The organism is Rossellomorea sp. H136, assembly GCF_056838065.1.
In genome coordinates, this window is the sequence record NZ_CM166371.1 from 2,239,239 (window position 1) to 2,256,443 (window position 17,205).

The following is a 17,205-nucleotide window of genomic DNA, read 5'->3' on the forward strand; positions in this document are numbered from 1 at the left end:
CATAATTGAAGAATTTTAATTACTCCAAAACAAGTCATTTTCATTTCTCTGTTGCAGAAGAGGTGTATAGCTACTAGACTATGAAATAGAGTCCTTTACAGAATCGGGAGCAATGTACAAATGAATGTTGTGAGAAAAGGTACTATTTTAGGTATAGCAGCTAGCATACAAGGATTGGCAATGGCTATGTTTTTGTTTCCCCATTTTATCCCTTCAGGTGGCGCTGCAAGTGTGAGTGTGCTATTAAACTATTTGTTGCATGTTCCATTTGCCATTACGCTATGGGTGTTAAATGCTGCTCTTTTACTAGCTGCGGTTAAATGGTTAGGAAAAGAGAATGCACTTTGGACCATGTATTGTGTGACAATCACGTCGCTTGTAGTTAATTTCTTGAATTCTCATTTAATCGGAACAGTTTCATTTGTTTTCGTCGATCTATTGATTGGCAGCATCCTTTTCGGAATCGGAATAGGGATCCTTTTCAGGATGGGAGCATCCTCTGGAGGGATGGACATTTTAGCACTTATTATTTCAAAGCTAAAAGGGTACACCCCAGGGAAGACTTTATTCGTCATTAATGGCAGTGTGTTACTTCTAACAGGAATCGTAGTAGATTTAAAAATCATTCTTTTTGCCTTAGCCTGCCAATTCATTGGAACAAGAATCCTGGATATTATTTGTCAGGTGGAATACAAACGAAGCCTCAACCGCCTTGAAAATCAGTAAACAGAAGGTCCGTCCCAATTGAGGGACGGACCTTCTGTTTACGAAATTTCTTTGATGATGGATTTGACTGTGTGTTCTGGTGAGTTTTCGAAAAGTGAAATATATTGAAAAAGTTTGTTCTTGGGAAGCAGGTGCTTTCTAATTTCTTTAGCCGTTTTTCCCTCCAGGTGTGCTTTCGTAACGGCTTCTTGAAGGTTTTGAAGATAGGCGAGTTTCTTCTCTAAAAGCTTTCTTCCTTGCTTCAAGTATCCTTGATGCGAACAATACACTTCTTGAAAGGAATACTGGAGGGTTCTGTCAATTGATCGAATGAGCTCAGGTACAGATTCAAATGAAAAATTAGAAGTAGGAGAATGGAATAAGTATAAATCACCTGAAAAGCAAATGCCCTTTTCTTCATCAATAAGAACGATGTGATCATCAGCGTGTCCTGGTGTATGAACAATTTGAAACGAATGCTCGGCCGTTTTAAATACGTCTTCTTTAAGTGGCGACGCGTGAAATGCCTGGCGGTTATGCCAGAACATAGCTCTGTAAAAAGGCAGTTTAGTGCTGTGAGAGCACTTTTGTACCCCTAACGGATGAATCCATTGAGGAATGGAGTAAAACCTTTCGATCCATGAACTGTTACCCGTGTGATCCTCATGATGATGAGTATGAATCACTCGTTGGATAGGTAGCTCTTTTACAATATTCCGCACTTCGCTTTTCATACTGTAAGGTCCTGTATCAATAAGGACATCGTCGACTCGAAAAATGTATACCGGCATTTTTTGACGCATTGTTTGAACGTTTAATTTAAATGATTGTATCAATTCAGTTACCCCTTATGATTTAGTGTTATAGTACATAGTTCGAATGAAAGTTGAGAAATCCTGCAAAAATTCATTTTTTTGAGGGGAATATCCTTAACCAAGATAACTAAATGGATGTACATGGTATAATTTACTATAATTGGTGTATCAAACGATTTTAAAGGGGTTTTTAATGTATGAAAGGGAAACAGAAGTCCTTGCTCTTAATCCTGACCATTATGATGGTGATCACCATTATATTGTTGGATAAAATGGGTTTGAAAAAAGCAATTGAGTCTTGTGAGAACCATGGCACTGTAGCAGAGGTGGAAGAGGGAATCCTGTCATGGAATGTATCATGTGAAGAAAAGTAATAATGATATTGAATTAAATAATGTTTAATTTTGTAAAAGGGGTATGGGTTTGCGGACCCTTCCATGAATACGAGGGACGGACCTCATTAACATCTACTCCTGAAAGAGTTATAATGGTAAACTAGAGAAAAAAGTAGATAATTTACATAGGGGGAAATGCTTTGCAGAAGTGTAATGTATGTAAGAATCAGTTTCAATGGAAAGAGTTATTATTCTCCATTTGGAGGTCTTATAAACCTATTGAATGCAGTCAATGTGGTAAAAAACATACGATTAATTTCACCTCGAAATTTATTGTTACTTTTCTCATCATTGTTCCAGCGGTTGTATTCGGATTATTGGTTGCGCCCGAACAGGGGTTATCAAAGCCGCTCACGTTTGGTTTAATCGTATTATTGGCCATTATTATTTCACTATTTCTTCCGTTATTTGTGAAATATGAATATAGGAACAGATAAGAAAGAGAGCTGCCGGTCACAGGCAGCTCTTTTCGTTTACCATAAATTATCCAGAATAATTTACAAGATTAGGAAAACACTAAGAAAAAAAGAAAAGGAGTCGTAAGATGGAGGACAAAGACATAAGATTGACTACCGCAGAAATCTCCGCTTTGTGGACGACTTATATTAAGTGCTCGGCTTTAAATTGCTTTTACACACATTTCCTTACATACCTGAAAGACGAAGGAATCAAATTCATCATCGAAGAAAGTCTACAGACAAACGTAGAGATAATGAGAAAGATTAAGTCTATTTTTATGTCCGAAGGATTTCCTGTACCAAAGGGCTTCACTGATAGGGACATAGATACAACCGCACCACCCTTATATACTGATTTGTTTGCTCTTAGTTTCGTTTACCGCGGAGGTCAGGTAACGAGCAGTCATTACACTACTATAGTGGGGGCCGTTGCCCGTAATGATGTATATGACCTTTTTGAAGAAGCGCTCACGAAATCATTATCACTATATAAACAATCATTACAATTAATGTTGGAAAAAGGGATTTATGATCGTCCACCAAAAATGAATTATCCCCATTCGATAGAATACATTTCAGAGCAGCCATCTTTATTGGAGAGCTGGTTAGGTGAAACAAGGCCACTTAATGCATTGGAATTGAGCGAATTATTCTTTGTTATTGAGAGAAATTGCATCGGAATCATTCTATTGAAAGGATTTATACAAGTTTCAAAAGATATCGAAGTGAAGAACTATCTCAAAAAAGGAAAAAAATTAAGTGAAAAGCAGATTACCACTTTTAATAATGTCCTGGTAAAAGATGATTCATTTCCCACTTATCCAGTATCCATGGAGGTAACAGATTCAAATGTGGCCCCATTTTCAGAAAAATTGATGCTTTTTTTTATCTCTTCTTCAAACTCAGTTGGACTGTCAACACTTTGTCACGCCATCACGATGTCTACAAGGAAGGATTTAGCCGTTCATTATACACTTTTTGTAACAGAAATCATGAAGTATGGTGCAGATGGTCTTAAACTGTTAGTTGAACGTGGATGGATGGAGCAGCCACCACAGCAGAAGAGTCGTGAGGACTTGAAGGATTGAATTCGATATGATTGGGAGGTATGTTGATATGGTTTCGAAGATTCTATTTATTTTTCTAGTTGGAATGATAACGCTGCTGAAGGTTGATTTAATAAAAAATCGGGTTATAAATGCAGTGCGTTATAAGCTTTCTAGTGCGGTATCGGCATTTTATATGGTGCGGTAGTAAGACATATGAAAGAAAATGTATCCAAATCTTATATTTAGGTTTGGATCTATTATTTTGTTTTAGTAAAATCTTGAGAGTGAAATTATTCAAAGTTACACTGTTAATATGGAAAGCGTGTGTAAAATAAAATCCAACTGAAAACGGGAGAAAAAATGTCCATTACATATAAATATTTTCAAGGTGAAAACGATATAGCTCTTCATTTTGGAGAAAAATAACATCTACACTTCCCTTTGCCTGGAAACGGACAATGTCTCCATTAATATTTAAAGAACAGAGGGAATTTGACCGGAGATCACGCTGCTTTGCTTATGATGGTGATATTCTTATTGGATACCATGATGGTGAAGGAAATTTAGGCTTCTTGTTACCGAGGTAAAAACCATGATAGATAGCAGGGTTACAAATGTAAGGGATCTCTAAAATTGTCAGTAATCTCCCATTCATCACAAAATGTTCGGAAATTCTTCAGCTATTATATGACAAAGCGACTTCAGATAGTATAGAATAAAAGATAATTAAGGTAAGGCTTCAAGAGCATAGAGTGCATCATGCAATTGTTTTGAAAATCGATTTTCACATTAATGATAGTTAATAAAAGTAAAACGGTTCTCAAATAATTGGCCTGATTCATTTCATTCTTTTGGTAGGTTGTGCTGTTTTAAGGAGAGAATTGATGCTAGAATACAACGTTCATCAAGGAGTCGGCAAAGAGTATGTGGTGTTTCTCCATGGAATTGGGGGAAACTCAAGAATTTTCAGCAAGCAGCTGGATATATTCAAGAAATCTTATAATGTAATAACGATTCATTTGCCAGGGCATGGAGAGTCCCCCAGTATTGAATCATATAATGAAAAATTCACAATTGATTTAAATGTGCGTGAAGTTCTTAAGGTACTTGATCATCTGAAAGTGGAACGGGCTCATTTTATCGGCATTTCCCTTGGCTCGGTTCTAATACACGCTTTGCTTCAAACTGCTCCAAATCGCGTAAAAAGTGCAGTTTTAGGAGGAGGGATAACAAGGTTTAATTTACTCTCCAATACACTTCTTAAAATTGGTGATGCAGTAAAAAATATGATTCCATTTATGTGGTTATATATAATTTTTGCCTATATTATGATGCCTAAAAGCAATCACAGAGTTTCACGAAAATTATTCATCCGCGAAGCAAAGAAAATGAACCGTAATGATTTTCTCGGGTGGTATCGGCTTACCCCTTATGTGAAATCAACATACGCTTCTGTACAAGAAAAGGCTTCTCATATTCCCAAGCTTTACATATCCGGGAAAGAAGATCACCTATTTGTACAGTCTCTTGATCAGGATACAAAAGGAGACCCATCTGCTACGAAAGTGTTCATTGAAGATTGCGGACATGTTTGTAATGTTGAGAAGCCAAGGGAATTTAATCGACTGGCACTTGATTTTATTTATAAGAACCAGGGTGTACAATTACGCAAGGTTCAATAAAAACAGATGTTTCCCATTTCCTTATCGAGATGGGACTTTTTTTTGTGAATGCCTGTATTCTCATGGAATGAAAATTAGAGTGTAGAGAAATCTCTGTTAAGTAATCTGATGGTTCTTAGCAGGGATTTTTTTGTCTATGGTTAAGGATTTAGAGAGAGGGAATAGGGAGTGATGGAGGGCAATGATTGGGTGATATTCTTTTGGGAGGTCCGTCCCTTAAAGGAATTGATGAAGCATTAAGAGAATATAGTACTTATGGGTGTGCTAAAGGCGGGTGAGGGTTTCGTGAAAGAGATGTTGAATTTCAGGTATGAGGAGTATCCTTTTGAGTTGTTTTCGGTATCCCATGTGGCAGCAATGATTGTCTCGTTCGGATGTATGATCGGTTTGTATGTGCTTAGAAATCGACTTAGCTGCAGAGGTAAGGGTGTGCTGAAATGGCTCCTCGTGGTGCTGCTGGTTTTGAGTGAAGCATTATTTCAGATTTGGTACTTTATTAATGATCATTGGGATGTAGCCATTAATTTACCGTTTCAATTATGTTCCATCTCATTGTATTTGTGCGCGGTCATGCTTATTACGAAAAACTATAGAATCTTTGAAATCAGTTTTTTTGCCAGTATGATAGGTGCTTTTATTGCCATCGTGACACCTGAGTTGTTTTTTGGATTTCCCCATTTTCGTTATTTTCAATTTTTCTTAGTCCATTTGGCGATTGTATTATCCTGTTTGTACATGGTATGGATCGAAGGCTTTACATTGACGTTCCGGTCTATGGTGAGGGCATTCATTGCTTTAAATCTGATCGCTGTCATCGTGTTCATGGTGAATAGATTGGTAGGAGCAAATTATATGTTTCTTTCTCATAAACCGTATAATGCAAGTCCCATAGACTATTTAGGCGAGTATCCCTTCTACCTCCTGGCTCTTGAAGGTGTCGCCCTTATATTATTCAGCCTTCTTTATTTACCGTTTTATCTCTTTAAAAATAGGAAAAGTGGAAGAAATGTAAATAAATGAAACTTTCCTGGGTTTCAATCCGTCTATTAACATATAAGAAAAGTCAGGTGTAGGAATGATGAGTAATAGTATTATCATAAGTATTATCATTTTGGTTTCTTACGGTTTAGGAATTATAACAGGTGCTTATTATATAGTGAAAATGTTTACCGGTGAAGATATTCGTAAATTGGGAAGCGGAAATGTCGGAGCGACGAATGCGGGTCGAGTTATAGGGAAAAAAGGTTTTCTTCTGACGCTTGTGATAGATGTCGGGAAAGTAATTCTTGCATTAATGATTACGGCACAACTGGCTGAAGGTGAGAGTTACTTTGTTCTCAGTTCTATATTTGTTATGATCGGACATCTGTTTCCAATCCAGCTTGGACTTCACGGTGGAAAGGGAGTAGTTGCTTATTTAGCATCTGCATTATTTCTTAATCCCCTTACCATTGGGGTTTTCGCCATCACTATGGGAATCTCATATATGATTCTGAGAAAATACACTATTTCCGGATTTCTTTCAATGGCAACCATTCCGATTACGGCATATGTGATTGAGGGTTCATTCACCATTTTTATCGGATTATTGTCACTTTTTGTGACCGTTCTGTTGGTCCATAAACGCTGAATGCAGTAATCTGTCGATCATAGGAGGTACGAGAATGGAAAACCTTTCTCTTCAGTATAAAATTGCAAGTGAATCAAATGAGTTTCAACAAATCTATACATTAAATTATCAGACCTTTGTAGAAGAAATACCTCAGCACGAAGGAAATTCAGAACGCAAACTGATTGATAAGTTTCATGATGAAAATACATATGTTATTGCTAAAAATGAAGATGAAGTCGTGGGCATGATCGCAGTTCGTGCCAAGCGTCCCTTCTCTTTGGATTTAAAACTGAAAAATCTTAATGAATATTTGCCGGCTGATGCCGTTCCTTGTGAAATTCGCTTATTATCTGTAAAAGAAGCATATAGAAGTACGAGGGTATTTTATCAATTATGTGAGCGATTAGTATCTTATTGTTTGGAAAAAGGATATACGATGGCTCTCATTTCAGGAACGGTTCGTCAGCTAAAGTTGTATAAACGAATCGGTTTTCAGCCTTTTGCCGATCTCGTGGGGGAGGAAGGGGCAAAATTTCAGCCAATGTATTTAACCCGTTGTAGCTTCGAAAATTCGACGAAAGCCTTTCAGCGACTAATGATTCGCAAAACAGAAAGTTCAGTTCCACTTTCTTTCCTTCCTGGGCCGGTTCCACGTCATGAAAAAGTAGAAAAAGCTTTCAAAGGAGAAGCCGTTTCTCATAGAAGCATCTCGTTTATTGATGAAATGGAAGAAGTAAGAAGATCATTATGCGAGATAACAAACGCAAATTATGCAGAAGTTGCAGTGGGAACGGGCACCCTATCTAATGATATGGTTGCAGCTCAGCTGAAATGTTTGTCTGGCAGTGGCCTAATTCTTTCAAACGGAGAATTTGGGTCCAGGTTGATTGATCATGCAAACAGATTTGGTTTACATTTTCATACGTTCGAAAAGGATTGGGATGAAGCAATTTCTTTAGGCGAAGTGGAAAGCTTACTCCAGGAAAAACAAAATATAAAATGGCTTTGGACGGTTCATTGTGAAACGTCGACAGGCTACCTGTATGACCTGAACGGGCTACTTTCTCTGTGTAAAAGGTATGGAGTGGAGCTATGCGTCGATGCCTGTAGTTCTGTAGGGACCATTCCAGTTGACTTTAAGGAAGTGTACTTTGCCACAACGGTCAGTGGGAAGGGATTAGGCTCTTATCCCGGTCTCGCCATTGTATTTCATCGAGATGAAATACAGCCCAGTCCATCAATTCCTAGGTACCTGGATATCGGAATGTACCGGGTGAATGGAAGCATCCCATATACCCATTCATCTAATCTAGTAAGGGCTCTAAGTAAGGCACTTCATTTTATTGAGTATGAAATTCATGAAAAATTAGCTCTGAGAGTAAGGTGTGTGTTAACTCAAGGAGGATTTCATATACTAGGGGATGAAAACTATTCTCCTGGAGTGATTACAATTGCCCTTGAGAGGGAACAGTGTAGTAGACTGTTTGGGGATGTTTGTAAAGATAGAGGCATTTTATTAAGCTACGAAAGTGACTATTTAGTTAAGAGAAATTGGGTGCAGGTAGCACTTATGGGAAGACAGGATGAACGAAAGGTTTTGGAAGCAATGAAGATACTCAACAAAGAATATCAAAGTAATGTCGATTCAAGGGTTATGAAATGAGTAGGATATCCCGTATTATATCTCGATTTAAGACTTACAAATTAATTGGTTTTGCACTCGTATCCTTATGGTTAAAGACCGTGTTAGTTTCTTTTATTGGGTTTAATTTACGTATCGAATCCTTATTGGACTTATTACTCATCATATTCAATCCTCTTGGCTCGTTAATGCTATTAATTGGATTCAGTTTTTACTTCTCAAAGAAGATAAAACCCGCTGTTGTAGTCCTTGTTATGGGGATTGCAACCGGGCTCTTATACGGCGATCTATTATATTTTCGATTTTACTCAGATTTTATTACCGTTCCGATTTTATTTCAGTTTAAAAATGTGGGGGGGATCGGACCAAGTACCATTGAACTGATGAGTCCCTGGGATCTCCTCTTAATTGTAGATTTCCTTCTTGTCGGGTGGTTATTAAAGAGAAAGTGGACGGCTACTTCTTCCATAAAGGTCTCAAGGAGATGGAAGCTTTCATATATCGGGTTGAGTCTAGTTTTACTGCTCGTAACTGTAGGATTGGGGCTGATGAAATCTCCATATTTATTTGCTGTATCCTATGACAGAGAGCAAATAGTCAAATCAGTGGGACCATACAATTATCACCTATATGATATTGGGGTTGAAGCTACGGTACCTTTCACCAAAATGCTTGCCAGTAAATCAGACACAGAAGCGTCCATTAAATATACACAATCCAAGAAGCACAACAACTCAGATTTGTTCGGTGTTGCTGACGGAAAAAATGTTGTATTGATCAGTATGGAATCTACCCAAAATTTTGTCATCAACCAAAAAGTCGACGGAGAAGAAATCACACCTTTTTTAAATTCTTTAATCAAGGATAGTTTTTATTTCAATCATATTTATGATCAGACTGCTCAAGGGAAAACCTCAGATTCTGAATTCATGATCGATACAGGTTTATACCCTCTAGCAAGCGGTTCAGCATTTGTTCGCAAACCGGATAACCGTTACAAAAGCATGCCCAATATTTTGGAAAAGAAAGAAGATTATTATGCTGCAGTTTTCCATGGCAATGATCGTACTTTTTGGAATCGTGAAATAATGTACGAATCGTTAGGCTACAACCGTTATTTTTCGAAGAAAGACTTCAATGTTACGGAAGAAAACTCTGTTAACTACGGATTAAAGGATATCCCGTTCTTTGAGCAATCTATTTCGTATCTTGAGAAATTACCTCAACCGTTTTACACACGTTTCATTACGCTGACCAATCACTTCCCTTTTTTATTAGAAGAAGAGGATAAACTTATTCCAGAGGCTACAACAAATGAGGATGTTGTGAACCGTTACGTAACAACCGTACGTTATGAGGATGAAGCGATTAAAACATTGTTTAACAGGCTTAAGAAAAACGGAATGTATAAAAATACGATTTTTGTACTATATGGAGACCATTATGGCATCTCCGAAAAATATGAAAATGGAGTGTTCGAGCTTTTAGGGCAGGAAGACACTCCAGTGAATCATGTGAAACTTCAACAAGTTCCACTCATTATCCATGTGCCTGGTGAAAAGGGAAAGACGATCGAAACGATAGGCGGAGAAATCGATATTCGTCCAACTATTCTCCATTTATTAGGGATTAAAACGAAGGATAATCTTTCATTTGGACATAATCTATTCACTCGAAAAGAAGATCATCCTGTTATTTTCAGGGATGGTGATTTTGTAACTGAAGAGTACGTCTATAAAGACAATATTTGCTATGATAAGAGCAGTGAAGCATCGACTTCTGAATCATTATGTGAGCCGTTTAAAGAAACTGTAAGAAAAGAGTTAGGCATGTCTGATGATATTATTTATGGAGATTTGTTGAGGTTCTTAGATTAGACGAAGAAAACCCGGCTCTACTATAGAGTCGGGTTTTGTATTGGATAATTAATCGTCTATAATATTATTATGTAAACTTAAGGTAATTCCTTTTTCGTTTACGATTTTCAAAAAGTCCTATTCGAAGTAGGAATGTCCATCTTTTGCTCATTGTATTTAGCCTCCCAGCAGGTTGCTGAGAACTGGGAAATCTTGATAAATTAAGTGTATCATAGATTAAGAGAGATGAGATTATTCCAATAAAAAAGCTCAGGATTAAAATTCCCTAAGCTTTTGGTGATGATTATTGTTTGGGTGTGAGAGGTAGACGAATTTTCACGACAGTACCCCTATTTAACTCACTTTCGTACTCGATCATTCCACCCATTTCACGAATGATTTTATTCGTCACCATGCTTCCGAGACCGGTGCCCTTTGTTTTCGTAGTGTAAAAAGGTAAACCGATCTTTTTCAACTCATCCCCAGTCATTCCTTTTCCCGTGTCTGAAATATTGATTACCACACTGTCCCTGGAAAAGTCTTCTTTTAAAAAGAGGGTGATTTCCCCATGTTCCTCAATGGATTCAATTCCGTTCTTTATGACGTTCATAATTGCTTGCTTCATATGATGCTCATCACCCTTAATATAATGGGTTTCATTTTGGTTAAATAGTATCGATGTATTCGAATAGGAGGCAAATGGTCTTAGTAAGTCGACACAGTCCTGAAGCACTCTTTCAAGGTTGAGTGTAGAAAGCTGAAATTCACTTGGTCTTGCTACGCTAAGGTAGTCTGTGATGATTTTATTCGTACGATCTAATTCATTCAGAATAAGAGGGGAGTACCTTTTAAACTGTTCATCATCAGAGTCCTCGCTTAGATGCTGTATGAATCCTCTTACAGTTGCAAGGGGATTGCGAATCTCATGGGCAATAGAAGCCGCCATCTGTCCCACCATATTCAATTTGTCGAGATACACCATTTCTTCGATCTGCCTGTTCGTGTGAATCAAATGTTCAATAATGAATACCAGAGCCACAAAAGTAAAATAGAAAACAGTGAAATAAATAAAATAAAACGGCAAATGGAGAATAGGAATATAGCTGTTGATAATCGTGATGTAAAACAATGAATGAAACAGGAAGATAATTGTACTGCCCAGTAATTTATATTGTGTCTTTAATAACATCTTACGAAAGAGAATACCAATTACAAACGCCAGGACGGAGACAGCAATTCCAACCATGACATATGGACCGCCTATTAAATAGCGGAAGATGATCACGCACCCTAAAACGATTGATCCTGATAATAATCCGGCGTATATCGTTGCTATTAAAATGGCGATCATGCGTAAGTCAAAATGAGTTTTTCCAAGGGTTTCAATCGGATAAAGCATACATAATAAAGCCCCAAAGGATGCAATCAGACCATAAGTGATTTTATGTTTAAAATGTGGAACTTGTTTTTCTTTAAATGGAAATAATACGTTAGCATTATACGTAAATGAAAACAAAATTGTAATATTGACCAACAAAGTTTTGATTAATGTAATCAAAGAAAAGCCTCCAAAACCTTATTTACCTGGAAACAGAAAACAGTTCCAGCCTATCCAAAATGTGAATATACAAGTATTAAAAATACTTCATTTTCCCCTTTGAGTCAAATTTAATTGGCTGAGGGACGGACCTTGAAATAATAAATAGAAAATGGCTGGATAACTTGATTAACATGATTAAAACAAGGTATTCGTGATGCCAATGAAAGTTAGATGAAGCTCATATAGAGGTCCGTCCCTCACTATAAGCAGGTATTTTGAAGCTGATAATAGAATATATAAGTTATACAAGCTGGTTTTAGTGCACTTTAGGGTATGTTTGTTACATAGATCATTTTGATTCCAGTGAGATGAGTTCAGTAGTTGTCGCGGGATGTTTATCTTTGGAGGAGGGATGAAGATGATTGAAGGGCAGGTAATAAATCAATTGCAGCAAGTGAAAATAAAGCATAAGAAGATTCCTCTTAAAGAGGTAGTAAAAAGAGCTGTCCTCATTACCATCGGGGCGATGATCATGGCGGTTGGCCTTGAAATATTTCTAGTCCCGAACCAGGTCATTGATGGAGGAATCGTTGGTGTCTCGATTATGCTCTCCCATATTACAGGCGTTAAGCTTGGTCTTTTCATCTTTATCCTTAATATCCCCTTTTTCTTCATCGGATATAAACAAATAGGAAAAACCTTCGCATTCTCTACACTATACGGAATTATTATACTATCGATTTCAACCACATTTCTTCACCCGGTAGCTGCCTTCACCCAAGACATTCTGCTGGCTTCTTTATTCGGCGGGATCGTTCTTGGAATAGGAGTGGGGATGGTCATTCGTTACGGCGGATCTCTTGATGGAACGGAAATCCTTGCTATTTTATCAAGTAAAAAGCTTCCCTTCTCTGTCGGTGAAATCATCATGTTCGTCAATCTGTTCATTTTGGCTTCCGCGGGATTTGTATTCAGCTGGGACAGAGCCATGTATTCACTTCTGGCTTATTACGTAGCTTTTAAAATGATAGATATTACCATTAAAGGACTGGATGAATCCAAATCGGTTTGGATTATTAGTGAAAATTACAAGGAGATCGGTGATGCCCTCTTACACCGACTGGGTAGAGGAGTGACCTATTTAAAGGGAGAAGGCGCATTTTCAGGAGATGATAAGAAAGTGATATTCTGCGTCATCACTCGTCTGGAGGAAGCGAAACTGAAAGACATCGTTGCAGAACATGATCCGTCCGCCTTTCTAGCCATCGCTGATATAGCAGAGGTAAAAGGTGGGAGGTTTAAGAAGAAAGATATTCATTAGACGTAAGAGAAAAGCGCGATAGAGGGAAGCCCTTTATTGTGCTTTTTGTTGATTTGAACCAGGAAATTGATCGATTAGGCTTTTTTAGTGAAAATTCGGATTTATTGGAAGTGCTCTGTTCAGAAGCGTATATTTCCTTATTGTCGTCCCCTGCCGGTTATAGTATGATAATCTAGATTATCACGAAAGGGGGGAAGAGAGTGAAGAAAATTATGTTGCTTGTGCTATTTTGCACTTTTGGATTTTTCCAGCAGATTAACGACATTCAGGCTCATAGGGGGGAAGAAGTCATTCAAGATCAAGCTCAGATTGCCTATCTTGACGATGATTCTTTCTCTTTAACTCCTTTTCTTGTGACGAAGAAAATAGAAGATAAAAGCAGAATTCCTTTTAAAAGAATACTGCCTCTACTTCCTCCCACTCTTTCCAGTGACGGATCATGTTCCCATTATCGTGGGGATTCAACCGGGTTTGGGGTCATCGTGAAATACCACTCCAACTATCTTTCATGACTGTCATATTCACAGTCTGATTAAACGATAGAGGAGAAATGATAAATGGACGTCATCATGTTAATAAAAGCATTCATATTGGGTATGGTCGAAGGGTTAACGGAGTTTGCTCCTGTATCTTCCACTGGCCATATGATTGTAGTAGACGATTTATGGATCCAATCGAAAGAAGTATTGGGTAAATATCCGGCAAATACGTTCAAAGTTGTGATCCAACTAGGCTCAATTTTAGCAGTTGTCATTGTATTTAGAGAGAGATTTAAAGATTTACTCGGATTGAATCAACGGACCGCGAGTAAATCATCCAATTTAAAATTAACCCACATACTGGCTGGATTAATTCCTGCAGTGATTCTAGGCTTGTTATTTGAGGATTATATCGATGAGCATCTTTTTTCGCTTAATACAGTTCTGGCTGGTTTAACGATCGGTGCTTTCCTCATGATTGCAGCAGATTTGTTTCGTCCCAAAAGCGCTACAGTGGAAAACGTGGATCAGATAACACATAAAAAAGCGCTGGTGATCGGTCTTATTCAATGCTTATCATTATGGCCAGGTTTTTCGCGGTCAGGATCCACCATTTCTGGAGGAGTGTTACTTGGATTAAGCTACCGGGCAGCATCAGATTTCACATTCATTATGGCGGTACCCATCATGCTGGGGGCAAGTTCGATTTCTCTTATGAAGAACTGGATGTATTTTACCCCTGAGTTTTTACCGTTTCTTTTGGTTGGGTTCTTAAGTGCATTTCTATTTGCTTATCTGTCGATACGCTTTTTCCTAAAGGTGATTAATAAAATCAAGCTAATTCCTTTTGCGATCTACCGACTTGTTCTAGTCGCGATTATTTTTCTTGTTTTTATCTAATCACTATTGACAGTTAGAAAATACTACCATATAATTTCAATAACAAATTTCTTCTATTTTGAATATACTATACGAAAGCAAAGATGAGGACATGATTCATTCCGTTTTTTCTTGATCAGAGAGCAGGGTCACCGGCTGAGAGCCCTGAAGAGAAAAGAATGATTTACCACCTCGGAGCTATTATGGTGAAATGTCAGTATCCATAATCGGGAAAACCGTTATCTTACTTAAGCGAAGAGTAATATTTTACACTTCTGAATTAGGGTGGAACCACGACCGCACTCGTCCCTTGGTTAGGGATGGGTGCGGTTTTTTTTATTAATTGAATAATAAAGTGTTGAAGAGGACACGAATCATTTGCTGTTTTTCTTACCAGAGAACAGGGTCACCATGGCTGAGAGCCCTGAAGAAAAGGAAATGATTTACCACCTCGGAGCTATTATGGTGAAATGTCAGTATCCATAATCGGGAAAACCGTTATCAACTTTGAGCGGAGAGCTATGTTTAGCACTTCGGAATTAGGGTGGTACCACGACCGCATTCGTCCCTTGTTAGGGATGAATGCGGTTTTTTATATAAAAAAATGATTAGGAGGAAACAAAATGTCAATTCAATCTGAAGTAGAAAAAAGAAATCACAGGAAACTAGGTCAGGAGCTGGAGTTATTTGTATCGATGGAGGAGGCACCCGGGATGCCCTTTTATTTACCGAAAGGGATGCTATTACGGAATGAGTTAGAAGACTTTTGGAAGAGGGAACATCGGAAAGCTGGATATCAGGAGATTAGGACTCCCATTATGATGAAGCAGGAGCTATGGGAAAAGTCAGGCCACTGGAATCATTACCATGAGAATATGTATTTCTCAGAAGTAGATGATCAGAAATATGCAATCAAGCCAATGAGTTGTCCAGGGGCAGTATTGATCTATAAAAACAAGAGAAGAAGTTATCGGGAATTACCCCTTCGTTACGGTGAACTGGGTTTAGTTCATCGACATGAGCTATCGGGTTCATTAAGTGGATTATTGAGAGTCCGTTCCTTCACTCAGGATGATGCTCATCTATTTGTAAGGGAAGATCAGATTCAGTCGGAGCTTCATAAAGTATTGGATCTTATTGATCTTTTCTATAGCAAATTTGGGTTTGACTATAAGGTTGAGCTTTCTACTCGTCCGGAAGATTTTATGGGCTCCGTTGCATTATGGGATAAAGCTGAAGGAGATTTGGAAGGTGTGTTGAAAGAGAGAGGAGTCAACTATCATGTTAATAAAGGAGACGGTGCGTTCTACGGACCAAAAATAGATTTTCATATATTAGACGTTATTGGTCGAAGCTGGCAATGTGGCACGGTTCAACTTGATTTCCAAATGCCTGAAAAATTCGAGTGTGAATATATTGATGAAGACAATGAAGCAGTCAGACCGATTATGATTCATCGAGCGATTTACGGTTCGATCGAACGTTTTATGGCAATCATCATTGAACATTTCGGAGGGGATTTTCCACTTTGGTTAGCTCCCCACCAGGTCAAAATCCTTCCTATCTCCGACGCACATTTCCAATATGCTCAAGGAGTGAAGTCAAAGTTAGAAAGAGAAGGCTTTAGGGTGGAAGTCGATGATCGTGTAGAAAAAGTCGGTCTGAAAATCAGGGAAGCAGAAATGCAAAAAGTTCCTTATATGATGGTAATAGGAGACAAGGAAATCAAGGGTGAAGTCATTTCATTACGTAAGAGAAGGGGAGGAAATGTTGGTATGTTAAGAATAAAAGAAGTTATATTGAAATTACAAGAAGAAGTAAACGGCTTAAATAGTAAGGCAAACTAAATTAAAAAGTCCACTTGACCATTTCCTGTATTTTCTATACAATTAGAGAAGGAAAATTCTGAATAGTGCGAGAGGGGGAGAAGGAATGTTTATTAATCATCAATTATATTTCGGCATTTCTTCTCCTATATAAAGAGCTAAAAGGGTATTTATAACCTTTTTAGTTCTTTTTTTATGTCCGGGGGAGGAATATAAATGAGATACAAGCGTGTGTTAATTAAATTAAGTGGTGGAGCGCTGGCGGATAAGGAAGGGAATAATTTTGGTACTGAAGAGCTTGATCACATTGCGGGCGAAATAATTTCGATCGTCAATATGGGGATTGAAGTTTCCTTAGTTGTGGGTGGCGGCAATATTTTTCGAGGAAGCTTGGCAGATACATGGGGAATAGAGCGGGTAGAAGCTGATAGTATTGGGACTCTCGGAACCATCATCAACAGTTTGATGCTTAGAGGAGTGTTGAAAAGTAAGACCGACAAAGAAGTTCGAGTGATGACTTCTATCCCTGTTTCAACGGTTGCCGAACCATATATTCGCCTTCGAGCCGTTCACCATCTTGCCAAAGGATACATTGTGATTTTCGGTGGAGGAAACGGTCAACCCTTCGTAACGACGGATTACCCCAGCGTTCAGCGAGCCATCGAAACAGATAGTGATGCCATCCTGGTAGCAAAGCAGGGGGTCGATGGTGTTTTCACGAGTGACCCTAAACGGGATAAAAAGGCGAAGATGTACCACAATTTAAATTATGATGACGTTGTAACGAATAATATTAAAGTCATGGATCAATCAGCTCTGCTGTTAGCAAGGGACTATAATATCCCTGTACACATATTTAACTTCGACCAGGTAGGAATCATGGAGAAAATATGCTCCGGTCAGAAGCAGGGAACGCTGATTAATCATGAAGAGACGAGACTTTGAT

At 38.1% G+C, this 17,205-nt stretch carries 16 protein-coding genes and 2 other annotated features; of the genes, 14 read left to right on the plus strand and 2 right to left on the minus strand.

All coding sequences use genetic code 11. The annotated features are described in order from the left end of the window. The first annotated feature begins 120 nt into the window (after positions 1-120). A complete protein-coding gene (locus ACYH0O_RS11220) occupies positions 121-726 on the plus strand; it encodes a YitT family protein (RefSeq protein ID WP_482632280.1) in 606 nt (201 codons plus the stop codon). 38 nt (positions 727-764) lie between these two features. Here ACYH0O_RS11220 and ACYH0O_RS11225 read toward each other — a convergent pair whose 3' ends face one another. Then, positions 765-1,541 carry an MBL fold metallo-hydrolase gene (locus tag ACYH0O_RS11225; RefSeq protein ID WP_482632281.1) on the minus strand — a complete coding sequence of 259 codons (777 nt, stop codon included), beginning with the start codon at positions 1,539-1,541 and terminating at the stop codon, positions 765-767. A 176-nt stretch (positions 1,542-1,717) separates the two neighbouring features. Between ACYH0O_RS11225 and ACYH0O_RS11230 the strand changes: the two genes are divergently transcribed. The 8 genes from ACYH0O_RS11230 (at position 1,718) to ACYH0O_RS11265 (ending at position 10,235) form a co-directional block, all read left to right on the plus strand. Continuing rightward, positions 1,718-1,894: a hypothetical protein gene (locus ACYH0O_RS11230; RefSeq protein ID WP_188048463.1), complete on the plus strand. Its 177-nt coding sequence runs from the start codon at positions 1,718-1,720 to the stop codon at positions 1,892-1,894. 161 nt (positions 1,895-2,055) lie between these two features. Next, positions 2,056-2,352, plus strand: a complete 297-nt coding sequence (locus ACYH0O_RS11235) for a TIGR04104 family putative zinc finger protein (RefSeq protein ID WP_188048464.1) — start codon at positions 2,056-2,058, stop codon at positions 2,350-2,352. Positions 2,353-2,459: 107 nt separating this feature from the next. Next, entirely contained in the window at positions 2,460-3,461 is a 1,002-nt protein-coding gene (locus ACYH0O_RS11240; RefSeq protein WP_482632282.1) for a DUF3231 family protein, read from the plus strand. Positions 3,462-4,306: 845 nt separating this feature from the next. Then, on the plus strand, positions 4,307-5,104 hold the full coding sequence (locus ACYH0O_RS11245; RefSeq protein WP_482632283.1) for an alpha/beta fold hydrolase: 798 nt from the start codon (positions 4,307-4,309) through the stop codon (positions 5,102-5,104). Between the two features lie 294 nt (positions 5,105-5,398). Continuing rightward, the gene (locus tag ACYH0O_RS11250) at positions 5,399-6,124 is read left to right on the plus strand and encodes a YwaF family protein (RefSeq protein WP_482632544.1); all 726 of its coding nucleotides are present in this window, start codon (positions 5,399-5,401) and stop codon (positions 6,122-6,124) included. Between the two features lie 55 nt (positions 6,125-6,179). Continuing rightward, on the plus strand, positions 6,180-6,734 hold the full coding sequence (locus tag ACYH0O_RS11255) for a glycerol-3-phosphate acyltransferase (protein ID WP_482632284.1): 555 nt from the start codon (positions 6,180-6,182) through the stop codon (positions 6,732-6,734). A gap of 34 nt (positions 6,735-6,768) precedes the next feature. After that, positions 6,769-8,379, plus strand: a complete 1,611-nt coding sequence (locus ACYH0O_RS11260; protein ID WP_482632285.1) for an aminotransferase class V-fold PLP-dependent enzyme — start codon at positions 6,769-6,771, stop codon at positions 8,377-8,379. Further along, complete coding sequence (locus ACYH0O_RS11265; RefSeq protein WP_482632286.1) at positions 8,376-10,235, plus strand: LTA synthase family protein; 1,860 nt, start codon at positions 8,376-8,378, stop codon at positions 10,233-10,235. The genes ACYH0O_RS11260 and ACYH0O_RS11265 overlap by 4 nt, the downstream gene beginning before the upstream one ends. A gap of 283 nt (positions 10,236-10,518) precedes the next feature. On the opposite strand, the gene ACYH0O_RS11270 is transcribed toward ACYH0O_RS11265, so the two are convergent. Further along, on the minus strand, positions 10,519-11,772 hold the full coding sequence (locus ACYH0O_RS11270) for an ATP-binding protein (RefSeq protein WP_482632287.1): 1,254 nt from the start codon (positions 11,770-11,772) through the stop codon (positions 10,519-10,521). Between the two features lie 400 nt (positions 11,773-12,172). Between ACYH0O_RS11270 and ACYH0O_RS11275 the strand changes: the two genes are divergently transcribed. The 5 genes from ACYH0O_RS11275 to pyrH all read left to right on the plus strand — a co-directional run bounded on the left by ACYH0O_RS11275 (position 12,173) and on the right by pyrH (position 17,204). Continuing rightward, positions 12,173-13,075: a YitT family protein gene (locus ACYH0O_RS11275; RefSeq protein WP_482632288.1), complete on the plus strand. Its 903-nt coding sequence runs from the start codon at positions 12,173-12,175 to the stop codon at positions 13,073-13,075. A gap of 200 nt (positions 13,076-13,275) precedes the next feature. Next, on the plus strand, positions 13,276-13,587 hold the full coding sequence (locus ACYH0O_RS11280; protein ID WP_482632289.1) for a hypothetical protein: 312 nt from the start codon (positions 13,276-13,278) through the stop codon (positions 13,585-13,587). 45 nt (positions 13,588-13,632) lie between these two features. Next, positions 13,633-14,454, plus strand: coding sequence for an undecaprenyl-diphosphate phosphatase (locus ACYH0O_RS11285; protein WP_482632290.1), 822 nt, complete (start codon positions 13,633-13,635; stop codon positions 14,452-14,454). Between the two features lie 71 nt (positions 14,455-14,525). Next, positions 14,526-14,747: a binding site (T-box leader), on the plus strand. A gap of 35 nt (positions 14,748-14,782) precedes the next feature. Further along, positions 14,783-15,006, plus strand: a binding site (T-box leader). Between the two features lie 50 nt (positions 15,007-15,056). Further along, positions 15,057-16,280, plus strand: a complete 1,224-nt coding sequence (gene thrS, locus ACYH0O_RS11290; RefSeq protein ID WP_482632291.1) for a threonine--tRNA ligase — start codon at positions 15,057-15,059, stop codon at positions 16,278-16,280. A 195-nt stretch (positions 16,281-16,475) separates the two neighbouring features. Next, the gene (gene pyrH, locus ACYH0O_RS11295; RefSeq protein ID WP_482632292.1) at positions 16,476-17,204 is read left to right on the plus strand and encodes a UMP kinase; all 729 of its coding nucleotides are present in this window, start codon (positions 16,476-16,478) and stop codon (positions 17,202-17,204) included. Position 17,205: the final 1 nt, after the last annotated feature.